The sequence below is a fragment of the Micromonospora sp. USAFONa4 genome (genome assembly GCF_057197825.1).
Map to the genome: position 1 here is coordinate 1,446,983 of NZ_CM170072.1, position 21,820 is coordinate 1,468,802.

General features: G+C 76.4%; 18 protein-coding genes. 11 read left to right on the plus strand and 7 right to left on the minus strand.

The genetic code is table 11. From position 1 onward, the window contains the following. Positions 1–91 precede the first annotated feature (91 nt). The 4 genes from AC0OO9_RS05800 to AC0OO9_RS05815 all read right to left on the minus strand — a co-directional run bounded on the left by AC0OO9_RS05800 (position 92) and on the right by AC0OO9_RS05815 (position 6,878). Positions 92–3,637 (minus strand): error-prone DNA polymerase, encoded by a 3,546-nt coding sequence (locus AC0OO9_RS05800; protein ID WP_484516116.1) that lies wholly within the window; start codon positions 3,635–3,637, stop codon positions 92–94. Positions 3,638–3,943: 306 nt separating this feature from the next. After that, positions 3,944–5,506, minus strand: a complete 1,563-nt coding sequence (locus AC0OO9_RS05805) for a DNA polymerase Y family protein (RefSeq protein WP_484516118.1) — start codon at positions 5,504–5,506, stop codon at positions 3,944–3,946. A gap of 28 nt (positions 5,507–5,534) precedes the next feature. Further along, positions 5,535–6,341 (minus strand): hypothetical protein, encoded by an 807-nt coding sequence (locus AC0OO9_RS05810; RefSeq protein WP_484516120.1) that lies wholly within the window; start codon positions 6,339–6,341, stop codon positions 5,535–5,537. Between the two features lie 87 nt (positions 6,342–6,428). Further along, positions 6,429–6,878, minus strand: a complete 450-nt coding sequence (locus AC0OO9_RS05815) for an SAV_6107 family HEPN domain-containing protein (RefSeq protein ID WP_132236251.1) — start codon at positions 6,876–6,878, stop codon at positions 6,429–6,431. Positions 6,879–7,359: 481 nt separating this feature from the next. Here AC0OO9_RS05815 and AC0OO9_RS05820 point away from each other — a divergent pair, with 481 nt between their 5' ends. From AC0OO9_RS05820 to AC0OO9_RS05850, 7 genes are all read left to right on the plus strand, one after another. Continuing rightward, positions 7,360–8,466 (plus strand): EamA family transporter, encoded by a 1,107-nt coding sequence (locus tag AC0OO9_RS05820; protein ID WP_484516122.1) that lies wholly within the window; start codon positions 7,360–7,362, stop codon positions 8,464–8,466. Positions 8,467–8,500: 34 nt separating this feature from the next. Then, positions 8,501–8,989, plus strand: coding sequence for a YbaK/EbsC family protein (locus tag AC0OO9_RS05825; protein WP_311411600.1), 489 nt, complete (start codon positions 8,501–8,503; stop codon positions 8,987–8,989). Between the two features lie 76 nt (positions 8,990–9,065). Then, positions 9,066–9,821, plus strand: coding sequence for a monooxygenase (locus tag AC0OO9_RS05830; protein WP_484516124.1), 756 nt, complete (start codon positions 9,066–9,068; stop codon positions 9,819–9,821). Continuing rightward, a complete protein-coding gene (locus AC0OO9_RS05835; protein ID WP_421452171.1) occupies positions 9,818–10,393 on the plus strand; it encodes a GNAT family N-acetyltransferase in 576 nt (191 codons plus the stop codon). Before AC0OO9_RS05830 ends, AC0OO9_RS05835 begins: the two co-directional genes overlap by 4 nt. Next, the gene (locus AC0OO9_RS05840; RefSeq protein ID WP_484516126.1) at positions 10,390–11,268 is read left to right on the plus strand and encodes a carotenoid biosynthesis protein; all 879 of its coding nucleotides are present in this window, start codon (positions 10,390–10,392) and stop codon (positions 11,266–11,268) included. The genes AC0OO9_RS05835 and AC0OO9_RS05840 overlap by 4 nt, the downstream gene beginning before the upstream one ends. Beyond that, the gene (locus AC0OO9_RS05845; RefSeq protein ID WP_484516128.1) at positions 11,265–12,392 is read left to right on the plus strand and encodes a glycosyltransferase family 2 protein; all 1,128 of its coding nucleotides are present in this window, start codon (positions 11,265–11,267) and stop codon (positions 12,390–12,392) included. Before AC0OO9_RS05840 ends, AC0OO9_RS05845 begins: the two co-directional genes overlap by 4 nt. Positions 12,393–12,403: 11 nt before the next feature. Then, positions 12,404–13,891 carry a phytoene desaturase family protein gene (locus AC0OO9_RS05850; protein WP_484516130.1) on the plus strand — a complete coding sequence of 496 codons (1,488 nt, stop codon included), beginning with the start codon at positions 12,404–12,406 and terminating at the stop codon, positions 13,889–13,891. Between the two features lie 112 nt (positions 13,892–14,003). Here AC0OO9_RS05850 and AC0OO9_RS05855 read toward each other — a convergent pair whose 3' ends face one another. Both AC0OO9_RS05855 and metF read right to left on the minus strand, forming a co-directional pair. Next, complete coding sequence (locus AC0OO9_RS05855) at positions 14,004–14,693, minus strand: CDP-alcohol phosphatidyltransferase family protein (protein WP_484516131.1); 690 nt, start codon at positions 14,691–14,693, stop codon at positions 14,004–14,006. A 43-nt stretch (positions 14,694–14,736) separates the two neighbouring features. Beyond that, positions 14,737–15,654: a methylenetetrahydrofolate reductase [NAD(P)H] gene (metF, locus tag AC0OO9_RS05860; RefSeq protein WP_421452188.1), complete on the minus strand. Its 918-nt coding sequence runs from the start codon at positions 15,652–15,654 to the stop codon at positions 14,737–14,739. 252 nt (positions 15,655–15,906) lie between these two features. On the opposite strand from metF, the gene AC0OO9_RS05865 reads away from it, so the two are divergent. Further along, positions 15,907–17,265, plus strand: a complete 1,359-nt coding sequence (locus AC0OO9_RS05865; protein WP_484516132.1) for an NsdA family TPR-like regulatory protein — start codon at positions 15,907–15,909, stop codon at positions 17,263–17,265. A gap of 9 nt (positions 17,266–17,274) precedes the next feature. Next, positions 17,275–18,357: a polyprenyl synthetase family protein gene (locus AC0OO9_RS05870; RefSeq protein ID WP_484516134.1), complete on the plus strand. Its 1,083-nt coding sequence runs from the start codon at positions 17,275–17,277 to the stop codon at positions 18,355–18,357. A gap of 48 nt (positions 18,358–18,405) precedes the next feature. Here the strand turns inward: AC0OO9_RS05870 and AC0OO9_RS05875 are convergent, their stop codons facing one another. Beyond that, the gene (locus tag AC0OO9_RS05875) at positions 18,406–18,798 is read right to left on the minus strand and encodes an Rv2175c family DNA-binding protein (protein ID WP_421452194.1); all 393 of its coding nucleotides are present in this window, start codon (positions 18,796–18,798) and stop codon (positions 18,406–18,408) included. 164 nt (positions 18,799–18,962) lie between these two features. Here AC0OO9_RS05875 and pknB point away from each other — a divergent pair, with 164 nt between their 5' ends. Together pknB and AC0OO9_RS05885 are read left to right on the plus strand one after the other, a co-directional pair. Then, the gene (pknB, locus tag AC0OO9_RS05880) at positions 18,963–20,948 is read left to right on the plus strand and encodes a Stk1 family PASTA domain-containing Ser/Thr kinase (protein WP_484516136.1); all 1,986 of its coding nucleotides are present in this window, start codon (positions 18,963–18,965) and stop codon (positions 20,946–20,948) included. A 2-nt stretch (positions 20,949–20,950) separates the two neighbouring features. Next, positions 20,951–21,814 (plus strand): deoxyribonuclease IV, encoded by an 864-nt coding sequence (locus AC0OO9_RS05885; protein WP_132236227.1) that lies wholly within the window; start codon positions 20,951–20,953, stop codon positions 21,812–21,814. Positions 21,815–21,820: the final 6 nt, after the last annotated feature.

Below are 21,820 nucleotides of genomic sequence, written 5' to 3' on the forward strand. Positions count from 1 at the left end.
GTCCCCCTCGTGCTCGCGCGGGCCACTCTGCCCGCGCGAGCTGGAGTGTCCCTCCATCCGGCCCGGAAAACCGTAATGTGGATCACTGCCGTCAGCGGAAGTCGCGCGAGGGCGGACTGACCGGGGGCTCGATGGCGTCCAGCCGGTCGGCGGTGAGGTTGATCACTCCCTCGTGCCGTTGCAGCCGCCCCCGCACCACCAGCGCGGCGCTCGTGCGGGCCACCCGCCGGTAGCGCTGCCACAGGCCCGGGGAGCAGGTGACGTTGAGCATCCCCGTCTCGTCCTCCAGGTTGAGGAAGGTGACCCCGCCGGCGGTCGCGGGCCGCTGCCGGTGGGTGACGATCCCGCCGACCCGGATGCGCCGCCCCGGCTCCACCCCGCCGAGCCGGGCGATCGGCACCGCGCCGAGCGCGTCGAGCCGGGGGCGGATGAAGCTCGCCGGGTGGCTCTCCGGCGACAACCCGGTCGCCCAGACGTCGGCGACCAGCCGTTCCACCGCCTCCATCCCGGGCAGGGTGGGCGCGGTCGCGCCGGTCACCGTGCCCGGCAGCCGGCCCGGCCGGTCCTGGGCCGCCGCGCCCGCGGCCCAGAGGGCCTGCCGCCGGGACAGCCCGAAACAGGCGAAGGCGTCCGCGGTGGCCAGCGCCTCCAGCTGCGCGGCGGTGAGACCCACGCGCCGGGCCAGGTCCGGCATGTCGCGGTACGGCCCACGCGTCGCCCGCTCCGCCTCGATCCGCTCGGCCACCCCGTCGCCGAGGGTACGCACGCCGGAGAGCCCGAGCCGGACGGCGGGCCCGTTCAGCCCCCAGGCGTGCGGCGGCTCCCCCGACGCGCTGCCCCACCGGGTCTGCGGGGTGGACTCCAGCACCGCCAGCGCGCCGCTGGCGTTGATGTCCGGCCGGCGTACCTCCACCCCGTGCCGGCGGGCGTCGTCGACAAGCGTCTGCGGCGAGTAGAAGCCCATCGGCTGGGCGTTGAGCAGCGCGGCCAGGAACGGCCCCGGGTGGTAGCGCTTGAGCCAGGAGCTGGCGTAGACCAGGTAGGCGAAGCTCATCGCGTGGCTCTCCGGGAAGCCGTAGCTGGCGAACGCGGAGAGCTTGTGGAAGACGTCGTCGGCCAGCTCGCCGGTGATGCCCCGCTCCGCCATGCCCGCGTAGAGCCGGTCGGCGATGCGGGCCATCCGCTCCGCGGAACGCTTCGCGCCCATCGCCCGGCGCAGCTGGTCGGCCCCGGCGGCGTCGAAGCCCGCCAGGTCGATGGCGAGCTGCATGAGCTGTTCCTGGAACAGCGGCACGCCAAGGGTCTTCTCCAGCGCGTTGCGCATCAGCGGGTGCGGGTAGGTCACCGGCTCCTGGCCGTTCTTGCGCCGGATGTACGGGTGCACCGAGCCGCCCTGGATCGGGCCCGGCCGGATCAGCGCCACCTCGACCACCAGGTCGTAGAACTCGCGGGGCTTCAGCCGGGGCAGGGTGGCCATCTGGGCGCGGCTCTCCACCTGGAACACCCCGACCGAGTCGGCCCGGCAGAGCATGTCGTAGACCTCGGGATCGTCCAGCGTCATGTCCCCGAGGTCCAGGCTCATCCCGATCATGTCGTAGCCGTAGTGCAGCGCGGAGAGCATGCCGAGCCCGAGCAGGTCGAACTTGACCAGGCCGACGGCGGCGCAGTCGTCCTTGTCCCACTGGAGCACGCTGCGGCCCGGCATCCGCCCCCACTCCACCGGACACACCTCGATCACCGGCCGGTCGCAGATCACCATGCCGCCGGAGTGGATGCCCAGGTGCCGGGGGAACGTCTGCAACTCGTTGGCGTACGCGACCACCTGCTCGGGGATGTCCGCCACGTCGACCGGGGCCACGGAGCCCCAGCGGTCGATCTGCTTGCTCCAGGCGTCCTGCTGGCCGGGCGAGAACCCGAACGCCTTGGCCACGTCCCGCACCGCCGAGCGGGGCCGGTAGGAGATGACGTTGGCGACCTGGGCGGCGTGCTCCCGGCCGTAGCGGGCGTAGACGTGCTGGATCACCTCCTCCCGGCGGTCGGACTCGATGTCGACGTCGATGTCCGGCGGGCCGTCGCGCTCCGGGGCGAGGAAGCGCTCGAAGAGCAGCCGGTGCCGCACGGCGTCCACGTTGGTGATCCGCAGCGCGTAGCAGACCGCCGAATTGGCCGCCGAGCCCCGCCCCTGGCAGTAGATGTCCTGCTCGCGGCAGAACGTGACGATGTCGTAGACCACCAGGAAGTAGCCGGGGAAGCCCAGCTCCTCGATCATGTTCAGCTCGTGGTCGAGCTGCGCGTACGCCCTCGGGTGCGCCTCGGGCGGGCCGTAGCGCTCGCGGGCGCCGGCGTGGGTCAGGTGGCGCAGCCAGCTCATCTCGGTGTGCCCGGGCGGCACCGGGTACGCCGGCAGCCGCGGCGCGACGAGCTGGAGGTCGAAGGCGAGCTCGGCGCCGAACTCGGCGGCCCGCGCCACCGCCCCCGGGTACGCGGCGAACCGGGCCGCCATCTCGGCGCCGCTCCTCAGGTGGGCGGTGCCGGCCGCGGGCAGCCAGCCGTCGATCTCGTCCAGGCTGCGCCGGGCCCGGACGGCCGCGACGGTGGTGGCCAGCCGCCGCCGGCCCGGGGTGGCGTAGTGCACGTTGTTGGTGGCCACCGTGGGCAGGCCGGCGGACGCCGCCAGCTCGGCGAGCGCGTCGTTGCGGTCGGCGTCCACCGGGTGCCCGTGGTCGGTCAGCTCCACCGCCACCGTCTCCGCGCCGAACAGGGCGGTCAGCCGGTCCAACTCGCGGGCCGCCGCGTCCACCCCCTCGGTGAGCAGCGCCGACGACACGTGCCCCTTGCGGCAGCCGGTGAGCACCAGCACGTGGTCGCGCAACTGCTCGGCGATCTCCTCCAGGTCGCCGTAGACCGGGCGGCCCTTCTCCCCGCCGCGCAACTGGGCGCGGGCGATGGTCGAGGCGAGCCGGGCGTACCCCTCGTGGCCGTGGGCGAGCAGCAGCAGATGCCGCCCGAGCGGATCGGGCTCGCCGTTCTGCGGGCCGGGCAGCTCCAGGGAGAGCTCGGCGCCGAAGATCGTCGGCAGGTGCAGCGCGCGGGCCGCCTCGGCGAAGCGCACCACCCCGTAGAAGCCGTCATGGTCGGTGACGGCGAGCGCGGTGAGGCCCAGCCGGGCCGCCTCCTCGGCCAGTTCCTCCGGGTGGCTGGCACCGTCGAGGAAGCTGAAGTTGGTGTGCGCGTGCAACTCGGCGTACGGCACCGCGTCGTCGGGACGGGCCACCTCGGGCGGCCGGTAGTGCTCCCGCCTGCGGCTCCAGGCGGGAGAGTCGCCGCCGTCGGCGTCCACGGCCAACGGGTCGACCACGTGCAGGTGCCGCTCGTCGCGCACCCGGCTGCCCTCCCCCGACCGACCCGCACCCGGCCGGTCCTCGCCCGACGCCCCCGACCGCCCCGCACCCGCTCGGCCCACACCCGGCCGCCCCACACCCGTCCGGCCCGCCTCCGGCCGACCCGTGCCCATCCCGCCCGCACCCGACCGGCCCGCGCCCGATCGGCCGGTGCCCGATCGGCCGGTGCCGGATTCCCGACCGGAGAGCACACGCTCCAACTCCGACCAGGGCAGCTTCGGGTTGTGGAAGCTCATCAGAGCCCCTCCGGGCGGGCAGCCGGAGAGATCTTGGTGAGTTTGAGCCCCTGGAGGGGCCGAAACTCACCAAGATCCGAGAGCCTGCGTCCGGCGGTCCCCTCAACGGGGCAACTCGACAGCGTCGGCGGGGCAGCTGGCGAAGCCTCACGCCGGCCGAGCCGACCCGCCGGCAGGGCTCCGCCTCGCGCAGACCGGGCCGCAGGCAAGGCTCCATCCCGGCCGAGCCGACCCGTTGGCAGGGCGTCGGGCCGGGCGGGGCGGCGGGGGCGGGGCGGGGGCCGGTCGAGGACCTCGGGCGGGCGCTCAGTCATAGATCGCCTCCACCAGCCACCGCCCGGCCTCGACGGCGAGCAGCAGGGCCGTACCGTCGGCCAGGCAGACCTGGAACCGGGCCCGGCGGCGGGCCTCGGCCGGCGCCCACCAGCGCTCGTCGACCGGCCAGGGGCCGGCCCAGCCGACGATCTCGACCGGCCGGGCGGCGCCCACGGTCAGCCGGGCCGGCTCGGCGCTTACCTGGAGCCGCGCGCTGACCTCGACCGGTTCACCGGCGGCGTCGTGCACGACCGCGGCGAGCGGGTCGGGCAGCACCACGGCCGGCGCTGGTGGCGGCAGGCGGCCCGGCCACGGCGGCGGGACGGGCCGGGCCGGAAGGCGTTCGTCGCCCCACGGCACCAGGCGCACCTGGTCGGCCGGCGAGCGCCCGCCGCCGAGCACCGCGGTGACCACCGCCTCGGGGCCGAGGATGCCCTGCACCCGGCTCAACGCCCGGTGCGCCCGCTCCTGCTCCGCACCGGTCTCCCCCCACAGGCCGGGTTGCAGGCCGGCCTGCGCGACCACCCCGTCCGGGACCAGCCGCAGCCGGATGATGCCCGCCGTCGGGCGGGTCGGGCGGGTGCCCGCCCGGCCGGTGCTGCCGGACAGCCAGCCGTCGAGCTGCCAGCGCACCCGGTCGGCGATGGCCGCGGCGGTGAGCAGCCCGTCGTGCCGCCAGACCCGGTGCAGTTCCTGGCCGTGCGCGGTGACCGCCTCGATGCCGAGACGGGTGCAGGCCAGCCCGTGCGCGGCGAGCCGGTCGTGCAGCCGTTCGGCCAGTGCCCGGGCGGCGAAGGCCGCCGCGTCGACCCGGTCGAGCGGCTCGTCGTGGTCGGCGGTGACCGCGAGGTCGACCGGGGGTTGCCGGACCGCGAGCGGACGGTGGTCCCGCCCGGCCGCCAGCCGGTGGGCCAACGCACCGTCGAAGCCGAACCGGGCCAGCACGTCGCTGGCGGGCAGCGCGGCGAAGTCGCCCAGGGTGCGTACGCCGAGCCGGCGCAGCAGGTCGGCCAGGGCCGGGCGACCGAGCGCCTCGACCGGCAGGTCGGCGAGGAACCCCGGTGTCCCGCCGGGCGGAACGACCCGTCCGTCGCGGGCGGCCAGACCGGCGGCGAAGACCCCGTCGGCGATGCCGACCTGGCTCTCCACCGCGCAGGCCTGGGCGACGTGCTCGACGATCCGCTCGGCGGCCGCCTCCTCGCCCCCGAGGTAGCGGCTCGGCCCCCGGGCCGCCACCGCGCACGCGCCGGGGCGTACCACCTCGACGCCGGCGACCAGTTCCTCGACGGCGGCGACCACCGGCTCGAACGCCCGGGCGTCCCGTCCAGGGTCGTACTCGACGGCGGTGAGCTGGGGGCATCGGCCCTGAGCCTCCCGTTTACGCAGCCCTCGGCGCACCCCTTCGGCGCGGGCCCGCTCGGAGCAGGCGACCACCCGGTTGGCGTGCAGCACGGCGACCGGATCGGTGGCCGGCACCCCGTCGACGATCTCCGCGGCGAGCACCGGCCAGTCCGGGCACCAGAGCAGCAGGGTCCGCACGGGCGCGGCGGTCACGTCGGACCGACCAGGGTGAGCACGGCGGTCACGTCGGACCGACCAGGGTGAGCGCGGCGCGACGGGACGGGGCGGTGGGCGCGGAGGCGACGGCCGGGCCTACCTGGTGAAGACGGCCGGCGGTCGACCGGCCGGTGGCGGAGACGGCCGTGGCGGTGGCGGGAGCGGAGCGGGGAATGACCCGGGTGAGCCCGTCCCCGGGCAGCCAGACCTTGATCTCCTTGGGGCGGGCGGCGGCCCCGCGGCCCCGCGCGGAGACGGTGACCTCGCGGCGACGCAGCCGGCCCCGCCCCTGCCCGAGCCCCTCCCAGGCGCCCCGGACCACCTGGAGCGTCACGTCCGCGCCGTCCCACCGCCCGTACGGGACGAGGACGCTGCCGCGCTGCCGGGCCCGGGCGGCCAGCCGGTTGGCGACCGAGGCGGAGACCGTCGCCGGCACGGCGGCGACCACGACGTCCACCCCGTCGATCAGCGCGGCGATGACGGTGGCCCACTCCGGGCCCGGGTGGGGCACCAGGGCGAGCCGGTCCAGGGCGATGCCCAGCTCGGCGGCGGCGCCCGCCCCGAACGTCGGGACCCCGACCACGGCGCACCACGAGCCGGCCCGGGACGCCTCGGCGAGCAACGCCAGGACCAGCGAGGTGCCGCCGCTGCGCCGGGGCTGGCCGGTGGCGACCGCGATCGTGCTGCCCCGTCGCAGTCCCCGGTTGGGCAGCAGCCCGGTCAGCTCGGGGGCCACCGGCAACAGCCGGTGACCGGTCGTCGGGTCCGGCGCGCTCGCCGGGCGCACCAGACCGGCCAGTGCGGCGGAACCGACCACCATCCGGCCCGCCATCGGACCTACCCCCCGTCGTGCTGTCGGATCAGACGTGCGCGTGCCGCGCCGGGCCCCCGGTCGTCGCCGGCTGGCCGGGTGCCCGGGTCAGGCCGCGAGGCCGTCGAGTGCCGGTTGGTGGGCCACGCCGAGCGCGGCCTCCACGACCGTGACGAACTGCTCGGCGGAGCGCAGCAGGTCGTCGGCCTCCCGGGCGGTCACGACCCGTGGGATGCCGGCCTCGGCGGCGGCCCGCTTGCCGGCGCCGAGGGCGAAGAACCGGGCCCACTCGTCGAGCTCGGGGGCGACACCGGAGAGCAGGATCCAGACGCTGGTCACCCGGTGGCGTCGGGTGGGGGCGGGACGCGCCCGGGCGGCGAGCACGGCCGCGGCCGCGCGGAGCGCGGCCAGGTGGGCGGCGGCGTAGCGGAGGCCGTCGGGACGGGTCTGGGCGGCCTCGGCCAGCCCGCGCCGGGCCACCGCGAGAAGCTGGGCGGGGGTGCGGTGCGGCAGCACGTGCGCCGGCACCGTCGGTGCCTGAGCCGGGTTGGTCGGCATGGGACTGTCTCCTCCACGTGGCCGAGGCGACGCCCCGGAGACGGCCCTGGGCCGCCGGCGGGACGCCGGGTCGAGTGGTGCGGAGGAAGACGCACCGGTGGGGTGGCCGGCCGGGTGTGGACGCTTCCCCACACCACACCCGGCCGGCGTTCCGGCGGGTTCGTCGCCCGCCGCCCGGGGGTCGTGGGCGGCGGGCGACGCTCCTGCCTGACGGGCCCGGACTCGCGACTGCCCGGGACCCAGGTGCGGCCCGCGGAGCCGCACCGCCCGGAGCCGCGCCGCGAAACACCGCCCCGGGATGGTTGGAACGGGCGTTCGAGGCAATCGAACACTCGTTCTAACTGCTGCTGACAGTACACCCTCCCTCCGACGAAAATGCAACGTGTGACGCGCGGACCTCGGACGACGTACGCAGGTGCCGGCTCCGGGCGTACGCCACCGCGGTCGGCGGCGGAGAGGGCCGCGGCGGTAGCCTCCGCCCGTGACCACCCCCCGCCCCGTCCTCGGGGTCGCCATGGTGCTCGCCTCGGCCGGGCTCTTCGCCGTCAACGGCACCGTCTCCAAGCTGGTGCTCCGCGCCGGCCTGGACGCCCCGCAGCTCACCCTGCTGCGCGCCGTCGGCGCCGTCACCGGGCTGCTGGTGCTGAGCGTGCTGCTGCGTCCGGGGGCCCGCCGGCTGCGGGCCACCCCCGGCCAACTGCCGCTGCTGATCGGGTACGGGCTGGCCGGGTTCTTCGCCGTACCGATGCTCTACTTCGTCGCCATCTCCCGGCTGCCGGTCGGGATCGGGCTGCTGTTCGAGTACACCGCTCCGCTGCTGGTCGCCCTCTGGGCCCGGTTCGGTCAGCGCCACCGGGTGCGCCCGCGGCTCTGGGCCGGTCTGGCGTTGAGCCTGGTCGGCCTCGGCTGCGTGGCCGAGGTGTGGGGCGAGCTGAAGCTGGACGGCCTCGGCGTGCTCGCCGGTCTCGGGGCCGCGGTCTTCCTCGCCGCCTACTACGTGCTCGGCGCACACGGAACGGCGCGCCGGGACACGTTGTCGCTGTGCACCTGGGCGTTCGGCGCCTCCGCCGTGGCGGGCCTGCTCACCCGCGCGGTCACCGTGGGCACCGGCGGCTGGGAGCCGCTGGCCGCCGACACCGAGGGGGGCGTGCCCGTGGCGCTGCTCTGCGCGTACACGGTGCTGCTCGGCTCGATCGCGCCGTACCTGCTGGTGGCCGGGGCGATGCGGCACCTCCCCGCGACCAGCGTCGGGATCATCGGCATGGCCGAGCCGGTGCTCGCCTCGGCGGTCGCCTGGGTCGTGATCGGCCCCGGTGAGGCGCTCAACACCGCCCAGCTCACCGGCGGGCTCCTAGTGCTGGTGGGCGTCGCGCTGGCCGAGACGGCCCGGGTCGCCCCGGCCCGGGCCACCGCGCCGCCCGCCCAGGACACAGGGCCGCTCACCCCGGACACCGTGCCGCCCGCCCAGGGCACAGGGCTGCCCGCCCAGGGCACCGTGCCGTCCGCCCCGGACGCCGCCACCGTCCCGCCCGGAGCCGACCGGACGGCGCCCCGCCCCGCCCGGTCGGGGCCCGGCACGGCCGGCTGAGCCGCCGACCGGCGTACCGGGAAGAATGGCCGACATGCAGCCACACCCGAACGTGCGGGCGGTGCAGGACGTGCTCGACGCCGCGGGCGCCCGGGACGGGTCCGGCGCGCCGAGCCTCGTCCGCCTGCTGCCCGACGCGGTCCACACCGCCGCTGCCGCCGCCGAGTCGCTCGGCGTCGCGGTCGGCCAGATCGCCAACTCGCTCGTCTTCGAGGCGGACGGCGCGCCGCTGCTGGTGCTCACCTCCGGCGCGCACCGGGTGGACACCGCCGGCCTGGCCGCGTCCATCGGGGTCGGCCGGCTGCGTCGGGCCACCCCGGAGTTCGTCCGCGCGCACACCGGGCAGGTGATCGGCGGGGTCGCCCCGGTCGGCCACCCGCGCCCGTTGCGCACCCTGGTGGACACCGCCCTGGAGTCGTACGACGAGATCTGGGCGGCCGGCGGCGTGCCGCAGGCGGTCTTCCCCACCACGTACCCGGAGCTGCTGCGGGTCACCGGCGGCGTCCCGACCGGGGTGGCGTGAGCGAGCGGAGCGAGCGAACCATGGGGCTCAGCAGCGTGGCGCCTCGCGCCACCGTGGAGCGGAGCGAGGCGGTGGCGTGAGCGAGCGGAGCGTGGGGGCTGACGTCCCGGAGCTGGTCACCCTGCACGTGTGGCGCACCTCCCGCGCCGCGCTGCCCCGGGCGCTGACCCGGATGGCGCTCGACCCCCGCCGGCTGCGGGCCGTGCCCGGCGTGCGGTTCGGCAAGCTGCTCGGCACCGGGACCGGCACCGGCTTCGGGCCGGGCGACGCCGACCTCACGCGGTGGGCGGCGCTGACCGTGTGGGACTCCCCCGCCGCCGCGGCCGGCTTCGACGGCTCGCCGGTGGGGCGCGCCTGGGCGCGGATCGCCCGCGCGTCCGTCCGGGTCGACCTGCGCCCGCTGAGCAGCCGGGGCGAGTGGTCTGGGCGCCGGCCGTTCGGGGAGCCGCCCGGCGGCCGGGTCACCGGCCCGGTGCTGGCGCTGACCCGGGCCCGGCTGCGGCCCCGTCGGGCGGCCACCTTCTGGCGGGCGATCCCACCGGTGGCCGCCGCGCTGCACGCCGCGCCCGGCCTGCTGGCCCGCTTCGGCGTCGGCGAGGCCCCGCTGGGCTGGCAGGGCACGGTGAGCGTGTGGCGCGCCCCGGCGGACCTCGTGGCGTTCGCGTACCGTCACCCGGAGCACCGGGCGGCGATCATGCGGACCCCCACCGAGGGGTGGTACGCGGAGGAGCTCTTCGCGCGGTTCGAGGTGCGCGACGTGGTGGGTGACCGGGCGGTGCTGGGATGGGTCGCGGACGGCGACCCGGGAGCGGCGGAGGGTGTACGGGCATGAGGTTGGTGCGGTGGACGCCGGACGATCTCGTCCGACGGCTGGACGACGTGGTGGCCGTCTACGGCGAGGCGATGGGCTACCGCCCTGAGCTGCTGGAGTCCCGACGCGGCTACATCGCCACCCACGTACGCCGGCCCGGCTTCCGCGCCGTCGCCAGCCTGACCAGCGAGGGCCACCTGGCCGGCTTCGGCTACGGCTACCTGGGCGGCTCCGGGCAGTGGTGGCACGACCAGGTCTGGCGGGCACTGGACGCCCCGACCCGGCAGCGCTGGCTGACCCACTGCTTCGAGGTGGTGGAGCTGCACGTCCGCCCGCCCGCGCAGGGGCACGGCCTGGGCGCGCGGCAGCTGCGGGCCCTGCTCAGCCTGGCGGAGGGGACGACCACGCTGCTCTCCACCCCCGAGGCCGACGAGCAGCGGTCCCGGGCCTGGCGGCTGTACCGCCGGTTCGGCTTCGCCGACGTCCTGCGCGACTTCCACTTCCCCGGCGACGAGCGCCCGTTCGGCGTGCTCGGCCGGGACCTGCCGCTGGAGCCCCCGACACCCGCCCCGCCCGGCCGGCCCGTGCCATGACCCGACGGCTGTCCTGGGCGCTGCTGGCCGTGCTGGTGCTGGCGCAGATCTGCTACCCGCTGACCACCGGGGAGGCCCGGGCCCGGCTGACCGTCGCCACCGTCGTGCTCGGCTACCTGCTCTCGGTCGGCCACGCGCTGCTCAGCCGGGGCCCGCGTGCGGCGGCGGCGCTGGTCGCGGTGGCCACGGTCGGCGGGTTCGCCATCGAGGCGCTCGGCGTGGCCACCGGCTTCCCGTTCGGCAGCTACGACTACTCCGGCGAGCTGGGGCCGAAGCTGGCCGGGGTGCCGCTGATCATCCCGCTGGCCTGGACCTGGATGGCCTGGCCGGCCTGGCTGGCCGCCACCCGGCTGACCGGCGGCGACGCCGGTGCCAGGCCGAGCGCCAGGCGGAGCGCCGGGGACGGGCCTGGGCGCCGGGGCGGGCGGTTCCCCGTCCGGCGGATCGCGCTGGCCGCCGTCGGGCTGGCCGCCTGGGACCTCTTCCTCGACCCGCAGATGGTGGCCGAGGGCTACTGGGTCTGGCGGGACGCCACCCCCGCGCTGCCCGGCCTGCCCGGCATCCCGGTGAGCAACTACCTGGGCTGGCTGCTCTTCGCCGTGCTGATGATGAGCGCGCTGCGCCCGCTGGCCGGGCCCGCCGTGGCCACCACCGACGGGCGGGACGGCCCGATGTTCGCGCTCTGGCTGTGGACGTACTTCTCCAGCGTGCTGGCCCACGCGGTCTTCCTCGACCTGCCCGCCTCGGCGCTCTGGGGTGCGGTCGGCATGTCGGTGGCCGCCGTGCCGCTGGCGGTCACGCTGCTCCGCTCGCGCCGCGACGACCGGCACCGGCCCCGCCAGCCGCAGCGCCCCGGCGTCGACGCGACGGCATGACCGCCGTCCTCGCGCTGCTGCTCGGCGTGGCCGCGCTGACCGCGCACACCCTGGTCAACGCCGGCCGCTGGCTGCGCCGCCCGACCGAACGGCCGGCGCCGGTCACCGAGCCGGTGGCGGTGCTGCTGCCGCTGCGCGACGAGGCCGCGCGGGTCACCCCGTGCCTGCGCGCGCTGCTCGCCCAGCGGGGCGTGCCGCGGCTGCGCGTGGTGGTGCTCGACGACGGGTCGACCGACGGCACCGCGGACATGGTCCGCGCGGTGGCGGGCGACGACCCCCGGGTCACCCTGCTCGACGGGGTCGCCCCGCCGCCGGGCTGGCTGGGCAAGCCGCACGCCTGCTGGCAGCTGGCCACCCGGGCCGACCCCGCGGCGACCGCGCTGGTCTTCGTCGACGCCGACGTGGTGCTCGCCCCGGACGCGGTCGCGGCGGCCGTCACCGAGCTGCGCGCCGCGCGGGTGACCCTGCTGTCGCCGTACCCCCGGATCCTGGTGGCGACGGTGGCCGACCGGCTGGTCCAGCCGCTGTTGCAGTGGCTGTGGCTCACCTTCCTGCCGCTGCGGGCGATGGAGCGCTCGCGGCGGCCGTCGCTGGCCGCCGCCGGCGGGCAGTTCCTGGTGGTGGACCGGGCCGGCTACGAGGCCGCCGGCGGGCACGCCGTGGTGGCCGGGCAGATCCTGGAGGACGTCGAGCTGGCCCGCGCGGTCAAGCGGGCCGGCGGCCGGATCGCCCTCGCCGACGGCTCGCGGCTGGCCGCCTGCCGGATGTACGAGGACTGGCCGCAGCTGCGCGACGGGTACTCGAAGTCGCTCTGGGCGACCTTCGGCAACCCGGGCGCGGCGGCCGCCGTGGTGGCCCTGCTGCTCCTGCTCTACACCGCTCCCCCGCTGCTGGCGGTCGTCGCCCTGGCCGCCGGCGCGCCGACGGTGGCCGCCGCCGCGCTCGCCGCCTACCTGCTCGGAGTCACCGGGCGGGCGGTCAGCGCCCGGGCGACCGGGGGCCGGTGGTGGCCCGACGCGCTGGCACACCCCGTGTCGGTCGTGGTCCTCGGTTGGCTGACCCTACGGTCGTACCATCTGCGGAAGCGGCGTCGCCTGTCCTGGCGCGGCCGCCCCGTCACCTAGGGAGGCGCGGCATGGCGCGGATCGTGGTCGTCGGCGCCGGGGTGGGAGGGCTGGCCACCGCCGCCCGGCTGGCCGCCACCGGGCACCAGGTCACCGTGCTCGAACGCGCGGGCACCGTCGGTGGCAAGCTCGGCCGGTACGTCCGCGACACGCCGGCAGGCGCGTTCCACTTCGACACCGGGCCGAGCCTGCTCACCCTGCCCGACGTCTTCCACGACCTGTTCGAGGCGACCGGCGCGAAGCTCGACGAGTACCTGGACCTGACGCCGGTGGACCCGATCGTGCGGCACGTCTTCCCCGGCGGCGACGCGGCCCTCGACTCGTGCGCGGACCCGGCCGAGTTCGCCGCCCGGATCGGCGCGGCCTTCGGCGACCGGGCCGCCGCGGACTGGCAGCGGCTGTGGCGCCGGGCCGCGCGGGTGTGGCAGGCCTCGCACCGGGACATCCTGCGCCGCCCGATCGACTCCCCGCTGGACCTGGCCGCGCTGGCCTGGCGGCTGGGCGACCTGGCCGCCATCGGGCCGGGCCGGACGCTGCGCGGGCTGGGCCGACGGCACCTGTCCGACCCCCGGCTACGGATGCTGCTGGACCGGTACGCCACCTACACCGGCGCCGACCCGCGCCGGGCGCCGGCCGCGCTGGTCGCCGTGCCCTACGCCGAGCTGACCTTCGGCGGCTGGTACCTGCGCGGCGGGCTGGGCACGCTCGCCGACGCGCTGCTGACCCGCTGCCTGGACCTCGGCGTGATCGTGCGGACCGGCGCCACGGTCACCCGGATCGACGCCGCGGGCGGGCGGGTGCACGGCGTACGCCTGCGCGGCGTCACCGCCCCGGTCCCCGCCGACGTGGTGGTGGCCAACGTCGACGCGCTCACCCTCTACCGGGACCTGCTGCCCAGCCCGCGCCGGCTGGTCGGGCTGACCGACCGCAGCCTGGCCGGTTTCGTGCTGCTGCTCGGCCTGACCGGGGACTCCGGGCTGGCCCACCACAACGTGTTCTTCCCCGGCGACTACGACGCCGAGTTCGACGCGGTCTTCGGCCACCCGGGGCGCGGCGTGCGGGCCCGACCGGCGGCCGATCCCACCGTCTTCGTCACCGTGGCCGACGACCCGGTGGTCCGGCCGGCCGGCCACGAGGCGTGGTTCGTGCTGGTCAACGCACCCCGGCACGGCACCGCCACCGGTGCCGTCGACTGGCGCCGGCCCGGCCTCGCCGAGGCGTACGCCGACCGGGTCCTCGACGTGCTGGCCGAGCGCGGCGTCGACGTGCGGGACCGGCTGGTGTTCCGGGAGGTCCGCACCCCGGCCGACCTGGACGACGCGACCGGCGCGCCCGGCGGCTCGATCTACGGCACCGCCGGCGGCCTGCTGCGCCCGGCCAACCGGGGCCCGGCGCACGGGCTGTGGCTGGTCGGCGGCTCCAGCCACCCCGGCGGTGGCCTGCCGATGGTGACCCTCTCCGCCCAGATCGTCGCCGACGACATCGGCCCCGCCTGGTAGCTCCTTCGGGTGTAAGGAAGGGCACCTTGTTGACGCCTGAGGCAGAGGAAGGGCCCCTTCCTCACACCACGGCACCCCGGGTCAGAGACCGTCCGAACGGGCCGGTGCGCGGTCAGCCGGCGTCGATCAGGGCGCGGCGGACGGCGGAGAGCAGTTGGCCGAGGCCGAACCCGGCCAACAGCACCCAGACGGCGGTCGCCATGGTGATCGTGCCGGCCGCCAGGTCCAGCTCGATGAGCCCGGTCAGCCCGGCCAGCAGCAGCCCCACCAGAGCCACCGAGACCCGGGTGGGGCGCTCCCCCACGGTCACCGCGCCGAGTTCCCGCATGCCGGCGGAGACCGCCCGGGCGCGGACGTACTCGTGCAGCCAGGAGAGCGCGCCGGCGGTCACCACGAGCGCCCCCGGCGCGCCGACCAGCCAGAACGCGGCCAGCCAGGCGACCTCGCCGAGCCGGTCGGCCAGCGAGTCGTAGACGTAGCCGAGCCGGGTGGTCCGGTTCGTGGCCACCGCCACCGCGCCGTCGACGCTGTCCGCCACCGCGGCGAGCAGCACGAACAGCGCCGCGAGGAAGGGGCCGTCCTGCGGCCGTACGGCGAACAGCGGCACGCAGGCGCAGAGCAGCACGCCGACCACGGTGACCGGGGTCGGGCCGACCCGCAGCCGGCCCAGCACGAACCCGACGTGGTAGGCGAACCGCAGCCAGGCGCGGACGACGGGGGCCGCCGCCCGGGGGTCGAAGCCCCCGTGCAGCCGTGCCCAGGCCGTGGCGTACTCGTCCCAGTTCAGCTGTGTGCCCACCACGGAACAACCGTCGCACCGCCGCTGAGGTGTCGCGGCACCGGGGTCACACCCGCGCGTCGACCTGGAGGTTCTGCCACACCTCGCGGGTGGCGGTGGAACGGTTGAGGGTGATGAAGTGGATCCCCGGCACGCCCTCGTCGAGCAGCCGCCGGCACATCTCGCTGGCCTGCTCGACGCCGAGCCGGCGCACCGCCTCCGGGTCGTCGGCGACCTTCGCGAACCGCTCGGCCAGGGCCGGCGGGAAGGGCGCCCCCGAGAGCTGCGTGGAGCGCTCGATGGTGCCGATCTGGGTCACCGGCATCACGCCGGCCAGGATCGGGGTGTCGCAGCCGGTGGCGGCGACCCGGTCGCGCAGCCGCAGGTAGTCGTCGGCGTCGAAGAACATCTGGGTGATCGCGAAGTCGGCGCCGGCCCGGCACTTGCGCACGAAGTGCTCGGTGTCGCTGTCGACGTCGGGTGACCGCGGGTGCTTGAAGGGGAAGGCCGCCACCCCGACGCTGAAGTCGCCGGCGTCGCGCACCAGGCGGACCAGGTCCTCGGCGTAGAGCACCCCCTCAGGGTGGCGCACCCAGTCGCCGCCCGGGTCTCCCGGCGGGTCGCCCCGCACGGCGAGCACGTTGCGCACCCCGACCCCGGCGAGCCGGCCGATGACGTGGCGCAGCTCGGCCACGGAGTGGTTGACCGCGGTCAGGTGGGCCATCGGCAGCAGGGTGGTCTCGGTGGCGATCCGCTCGGTGACCGCGACGGTGGTGTCGCGGGTCGACCCGCCCGCGCCGTAGGTGATCGAGACGAACGACGGGCGCAGCGACTCCAGCTCGCGGATCGCCTGCCACAGCAGCCGCTCGCCCTGCGGGGTCTTGGGCGGGAAGAACTCGAAGGAGAAGGTCGGCTGGCGGTCACGGATGAGCTCCCCGATCGCCGGCTGCGGATTGGGGAGGACCGATGGAAGACCGAGCGCCACGCCCCGACTCTAGCGGGCCGGGCCCTCCGGGCCGAGACCTTCCCACACTGGTGGACAAGGACCGCACGGCCGCCGGCCCCGCCGGGGGCCGGAAAGCGTCGTACCCCCGGAGTAGTCATGGGGTTGCGCGGGGTGGGCCCGGCCGGAAGGCCGACCCGCCGGGGGCACGCGCGGGGTCAGCATCCACCGGTGGCGCACGGTCCCGTTCCGGGGTACGCGCCACCGCCACGCCGACGCCGTCCCGGAGGACCGATGACGCCGCCCCCGCCGCCCGGCCCGCAACTGCTCGGGCCGCTGCTCGCCCAGCTCCGGCTGGCCCGGGGCTGGAGCCAGCTACGCGTCGCGGCCGAGCTCTGCGCCGCGTCCGGCGTGCCGACCCTCAGCCGGCACGAGGTCTCCCGGTGGGAGCGGCAGCTGCGCGTCCCCGGCGAGTTCTGGCTGGGCTGGCTCGCCGTGGTCCTCGCGGTGCCGGCCGACCTGCTGGCCACCGCCGCGGCCCGCACCCGCAGCCTCGGTCCGCCGCCGGCCTTCGGCGGGTCCCGGCCCCGGGCGGCGCTGCTCGCCCTGGCCCAGCGCTGGCTCGCCGACCCGCGCGCCGTGCTGCTGCCCGGCACTCCCACCCGGCCCGCCGTCGGGGGCGACGGCACGGGGCCGGTACGGCTGGCGGAGCTGCGCCGGCTCGACGACCTCGTCGGCGGGGCCGACCTGGCCGGGCTCGGGGCATACCGGCTCAGACGGGCGGTGCGGGCGCTGTCCGGGTGCGCCCCCTCCGCACGCCCCCGACTGCTGCCCGAGCTGGCCGAGTCCGCCCAGCTCGCCGGCTGGCTCGCCGCGGACGCGGGGGACGCCACCGGCGCCCTGGACGCGTACCGGCTGGCACTGCGCGCCGCCGCGACGGCCGGCGACCCGTCGCTCGCCGGGCACGTGCTCGGCTCGGCCAGCCACCTGCTCACCGGCGTCGGCGACCCGGAGGGCGCGCTGGTGCTGGCCCGCACCGCGTACGCGGGGGCACGGCGGTCGGCCAGCCCCGGTCTGCGTGCCCTGCTGCTGCATCGGGTGGCCCTGGCCGCGGCGCTCGGCGGCCGGGCGGGGGCGGCCCGGCAGGCGCTCGACGCGGCCCGCCGGATGACCGACGCGCCGGAGCCGGGCCGGGAGCCGCCGTGGCTCTACTGGCTCGACGGGCCCGAGTTGGCGGCGATGACCGGCCGCGCGCTGGTCGCTCTGGGCCGACCGCTCCCGGCCGAGGCGCCCCTGCACGCCGTCCGGCGGCGCGGCCCCCGCACCTCCGCGATCTACGGCGGCTGGCTGGCCCGGGGCTACCTGCAACTCGGCGAGGTGGAGCGGGCCTGCGCGGTGGCCGGCGAGGCGCTGCTCGACGCGGTCCGCGCCGGGTCGCCCCGCGCGGTGGGCCAACTGACCGACGTACGCCGGCGGCTGGCCGGGCACGGCGACGAGCCGGCCGTCCGGCGCCACCGGGCGCTCGCCGCCGCGGCGGCTCCGTATCTGCCCCGTCCGGGGCCGCCACCTGGGCCGGTCGGCCGGCGGGCTCCCACGTGGCGTGCGGCGCGTCGGCCCCCCGGTGCCGCGACGGGGTCCACCCCGACCGGCTAGCGTCGTGGCGTGACCCACGCTGCTCCTGTTTCCCCCGTCGACCGCGCCGGGCTGCGCCAACGGATCGACAAGGCCCTGACCGAGTTCCTGGCGAGCCAGCGCGCCTGGATGGCCGGGGTCGACGACGCCCTTGCTCCGCTCGCCGAGGCGATCGAGGCGTTCGTCCTCGGCGGCGGCAAGCGACTGCGCCCGGCGTTCGCCTACTGGGGATTCCGGGGAGCCGGCGGGGTGGACACCGACCAGGTGGTCACCGCCCTGGCCGCGTTGGAGTTCGTGCAGGCCAGCGCGCTCATCCACGACGACCTGATGGACCGCTCCGACACCCGGCGCGGCGAGCCGGCGGTGCACCGGCGGTTCGCGGCCCGGCACCGGGCGTCCGGCTGGGGCGGCGACGCGGACGGCTTCGGCGACTCGGCGGCGATCCTGCTGGGCGACCTGTCCCTGGTGTGGTCCGACGCCCTGCTGCACTCCGCCGGGCTGGACCCGCACACGGTGGCCCGGGCCCGGCCGGTCTTCGACGCCATGCGCACCGAGGTCACCGTCGGCCAGTACCTCGACGTGCTGACCCAGGTCACCGGGGACACCTCGGTGGAGCGGGCCGGCAAGGTCGCCCGCTACAAGTCGGCGAAGTACACGGTCGAACGGCCGCTGCTGCTCGGCGCCGCGCTGGCCGACGCGCCCGCGGAGGTCCGGGCGGCGTACTCCGCGTACGGGCTGCCGCTGGGCGAGGCGTTCCAGCTCCGCGACGACGTGCTGGGGGTCTTCGGCGATCCCGCCCAGACCGGCAAGCCGGCCGGCGACGACCTACGTGAGGGCAAGCGGACCTACCTGGTGGCGGCGGCCCTGGAGACGACCGACGAGGCGGGCCGGGAACTGCTGCTCGGCGGGCTCGGCGATCCCGGGCTGGACGAGGCCGGGGTCACCCGGCTGCGCGAGCTGATCGACGGCAGCGGGGCGCTGGCGCGTACGGAGCAGCGGATCGGTGTGCTGACCGACACCGCGTTGGCGGCGCTGGCCGCCGTCGACCTGGACACCGAGGCCCGGCAGGCCCTGGTCGACCTGGCCATCGCCGCCACCCGCCGCGCCGACTGACCCGCTGACCCGGCCCACCCCGCGCGGGAGCGAGGGGCAGGGGCGGGGTCAGAAGCCCAGGGCCTGGGCCCGGCGCTTCACCTCGCGGGCCTGGTCGCCGGCGAGCGCCTTCGCGGGGGTGCCGCCCGGCAGGGTGTCGTCCGGCTCGTAGAGCCAGCGCAGCGCGCCCTCGTCGTCGTAGCCCCCGTCGGCCAGCAGGTTGAGCACGCCGGGCAGGTGCTTCAGCACCGTCTGGTTGGCCACCAGGTCGGCCGGTACCCGGCGGACGCCGTCGCGGCGTACCGCGATCAGCTCCCGGTCCCGGATCATCTGGTGGACCTTGCTGATCGACACGTCGAGGCGCTCGGCCACGTCCGGCAGGGTCAGCCAGTCGGCGGCGTCGGCGGGGCCGGCGGATTCGGGGCCGGGCACGGCCCGGTCGGCGGGTACTGAGTCGGTCACCGGACCACCCTGCCATGCCCCGCCCGGTCGGGGTCAACGGCACCCCCACGAGCCGGCTGAGCAGGGCCGACGGGGGAAGCGAGCGCGGCGGGGCAGTCCTGGTCGCACCCCATCTGTAGCATCCTGTTCAACCTTCACCCCCTGGACACATAGACTCCCTGCCGATGGACACACAGGTCGCCGACACGTTGCTGGGCTCGCTGATCGACGGGCGCTACCGCATCCGCGGTCGCGTGGCCCGTGGCGGCATGGCGACCGTGTACACCGCCACCGACGAACGCCTCGAGCGCACCGTCGCACTCAAGATCATTCATCCGTCGCAGGCCCCGGAACCAGGGGCGCGGACGGCGGGCTTCGTGGAGCGGTTCACCGACGAGGCGAAGACCATCGCCCGGCTGACCCACCCCAACGTCGTCGCCGTCTACGACCAGGGCAGACACTCGGGCCTGCCCTACCTCGTGATGGAGTACGTCCGCGGTCGCACCCTGCGCGACGTGCTCGCCGAGCGGCGCCGGCTCAACCCCGACGAGGCGCTGGCCATCGCCGAGCAGATGCTCGCCGCGATCGCCGCCGCGCACCGGGCGGGGCTTGTGCACCGCGACGTGAAGCCGGAGAACGTGCTGGTCGCCGAGGCCCCCACCGGCGGCGCGGCCAACCTGGTCGACAGCGTCGTCAAGGTCGCCGACTTCGGGCTGGCCCAGGCGGTCGAGGCGAGCGCCGACGACGAGAACGGCAACCAGTTGATGGCCACGGTCGCGTACGTGGCCCCGGAGCTGGTCACCGACGGGCACGCCGACCCCCGCACCGACGTCTACTCCGCCGGCATCGTGCTGTTCGAGATGCTCACCGGCCGGGTGCCCTACGACGGGGACCGTCCGGTCGACGTCGCCTGGCAGCACGTCGACAACGACGTCCCGACGCCGTCGACCCTGGTGCCCGGCCTGCCCAAGGCGCTCGACGAACTGGTCGCCCGGGCCACCCGGCGTGATCCGGGCGCCCGGCCGACCGACGCCGGCGCGTTGCTGGCCGAGGTGCAGGCGGTCCGGGACGACCTGGGCGACGCGAACACGCGTACCGCCGTGTTGCGCCGGGTGTCCGACGAGCCGATGGCCGGGCCGACCATGATGGTCGCGGCGGTCCAGCCGGCCGAGCGGCCCGCCTGGGCCCGGCTGCCCGAGGGCGCCGCCCCCCGGGCGGGCCGTCGCCGGGCCGAGCCCGACGAGGGCGAGAGCCTGGGGTCGCGGCTGTCCGCGCTGCGCACCCGGGTGATGGGCGACCCGCGCGGCCGCAGGGCGGTCATCGCCGCCGCGGTGGTGCTGGTCCTGCTGGTCGCCGGCGGTGGCTGGTGGCTGGCGGCCGGACGCTACACGGAGGCCCCGCAGCTGGTGGCGATGACCAAGGCCGAGGCGGAGGCGCAGGCCGCCCGCCTCGGGGTCGTCCTCAGCTACGCCGAACCGCGCTACGACGAGAAGGTCCCGAAGGACGCCGTCCTGGCGCAGGACCCGGCCTCGGCCACCCGGATCGTCAAGGGCGGCACGATCACGCTGACCCTCTCGCTGGGGCCGGAGCGTTTCCCGGTGCCCGACGTGGTGGGCAAGGAGTTCGAGCTCGCCGAGGCGGACCTGCTCGACGCGAAGCTGGTGGTGGCGAAGGGTGCCGCCCGCTACGACGACAACCTGCCCGCGGGCGTCGTGTTGGAGACCAACCCGAAGGTCGGCGCCGAGGTGAAGCCGGGCGACAAGGTCACGGTCGTCCTCAGCAAGGGCAAGGCCCCGATCTCCGTGCCCAACCTGGTCGGCAAGAGCCTGGGTGAGGCCAGGACGATCCTCGCCCAGCTGGGCTTGGAGCTGGTGGAGCCCACCTACAAGGACTCCGACAAGCCCAAGGACGAGATCCTCGGGCAGAGCCCGGCCGACGGCACCGGGGTGGAGCGGGGAGCGAAGGTCAAGCTGGAACTCAGCAAGGGCCCGCCGCTGGTCGCCGTGCCCCGGGTCATCGACCTGCCCTGCCAGCAGGCCAAGCAGCTCCTGGAGAGCCAGGGCTTCCCGGTGGCGATCCAGTTCAACCCGAACGGCATCACCCGGTTCCAGAACCCGCCGGAGAACACGCAGGTGCCGCCGGCCACCCCGGTCACCCTCGGATGCATGTAGCGATGCCGGCACCGCAGCGGCTGGTCGGCTCGCACACGCCCACCTCCGGCGGCCTGGCGAGGGCCGCCCTGCCGTACGCCGACGCGGCCGGCTCGCGGGTCGTGCAGGTCTACGTGTCCAACTCGCGGGGCTGGGCGCTGCCGCCCGGCGACCCGGCCCAGGACGCGTTGTTCCGCGACGGCTGCGGCGAGCGGGGCGTGCCCGTCTTCATCCACGCGTCCCTACTGGTCAACCTCGGCTCCCCCACCGCGAACACGGTCGAGCGTTCGGCGGAGACGCTCGCCCACGCGCTGCGCCGGGGCCGGGCGATCGGCGCCGAGGGCGTGGTCTTCCACGCCGGCAGCGCGGTCGACGAGGGGTACGCCGAGGCCGCCATGCGGCAGGTACGCGAGACGCTGCTGCCGCTGCTCGACGAGGCGGCGGCAGCGGACGGCCCGCGGCTGCTGGTCGAGCCGAGCGCGGGCGGCGGTCGCTCGCTCGCCTCCCGCGTGGAGCAGCTCGGGCCCTACCTCGACGCCGTGGAACGGCACCCCTGGCTCGGGGTCTGCTTCGACACGTGCCACGCCTGGGCCGCAGGGCACGACCTGGCCGCCGAGGGCGGCATGACCGCGACGCTGGACACGCTCGTGGCGACGGTCGGGGCCGACCGGCTCCGGCTGGTGCACGCGAACGACTCGAAGGACCTCTGCGGCTCCACCCGGGACCGGCACGAGAACATCGGCAAGGGCACCATCGGCGAGCCGGCGTTCGCCGAGCTGATGGCGCATCCGGCCACCGCCGGCGTCCCGGTCGTGGTGGAGACGCCGACGGAGAAGCACGTCGGCCACGCCGCCGACATCGCCACCCTCAGGCGCCTGCACCCCTGACGCGGG

Coding starts and splice junctions, on each gene's coding strand:
- AC0OO9_RS05800 (WP_484516116.1), bottom strand. CDS start 3,637: ATGAGCTTCCACAACCCGAAGCTGCCCTGGTCGGAGTTGGAGCGTGTG.
- AC0OO9_RS05810 (WP_484516120.1), bottom strand. CDS start 6,341: ATGGCGGGCCGGATGGTGGTCGGTTCCGCCGCACTGGCCGGTCTGGTG.
- AC0OO9_RS05815 (WP_132236251.1), bottom strand. CDS start 6,878: ATGCCGACCAACCCGGCTCAGGCACCGACGGTGCCGGCGCACGTGCTG.
- AC0OO9_RS05825 (WP_311411600.1), top strand. CDS start 8,501: ATGCAGCCACACCCGAACGTGCGGGCGGTGCAGGACGTGCTCGACGCC.
- AC0OO9_RS05835 (WP_421452171.1), top strand. CDS start 9,818: ATGAGGTTGGTGCGGTGGACGCCGGACGATCTCGTCCGACGGCTGGAC.
- AC0OO9_RS05840 (WP_484516126.1), top strand. CDS start 10,390: ATGACCCGACGGCTGTCCTGGGCGCTGCTGGCCGTGCTGGTGCTGGCG.
- AC0OO9_RS05845 (WP_484516128.1), top strand. CDS start 11,265: ATGACCGCCGTCCTCGCGCTGCTGCTCGGCGTGGCCGCGCTGACCGCG.
- AC0OO9_RS05850 (WP_484516130.1), top strand. CDS start 12,404: ATGGCGCGGATCGTGGTCGTCGGCGCCGGGGTGGGAGGGCTGGCCACC.
- AC0OO9_RS05865 (WP_484516132.1), top strand. CDS start 15,907: ATGACGCCGCCCCCGCCGCCCGGCCCGCAACTGCTCGGGCCGCTGCTC.
- pknB (WP_484516136.1), top strand. CDS start 18,963: ATGGACACACAGGTCGCCGACACGTTGCTGGGCTCGCTGATCGACGGG.
- AC0OO9_RS05885 (WP_132236227.1), top strand. CDS start 20,951: ATGCCGGCACCGCAGCGGCTGGTCGGCTCGCACACGCCCACCTCCGGC.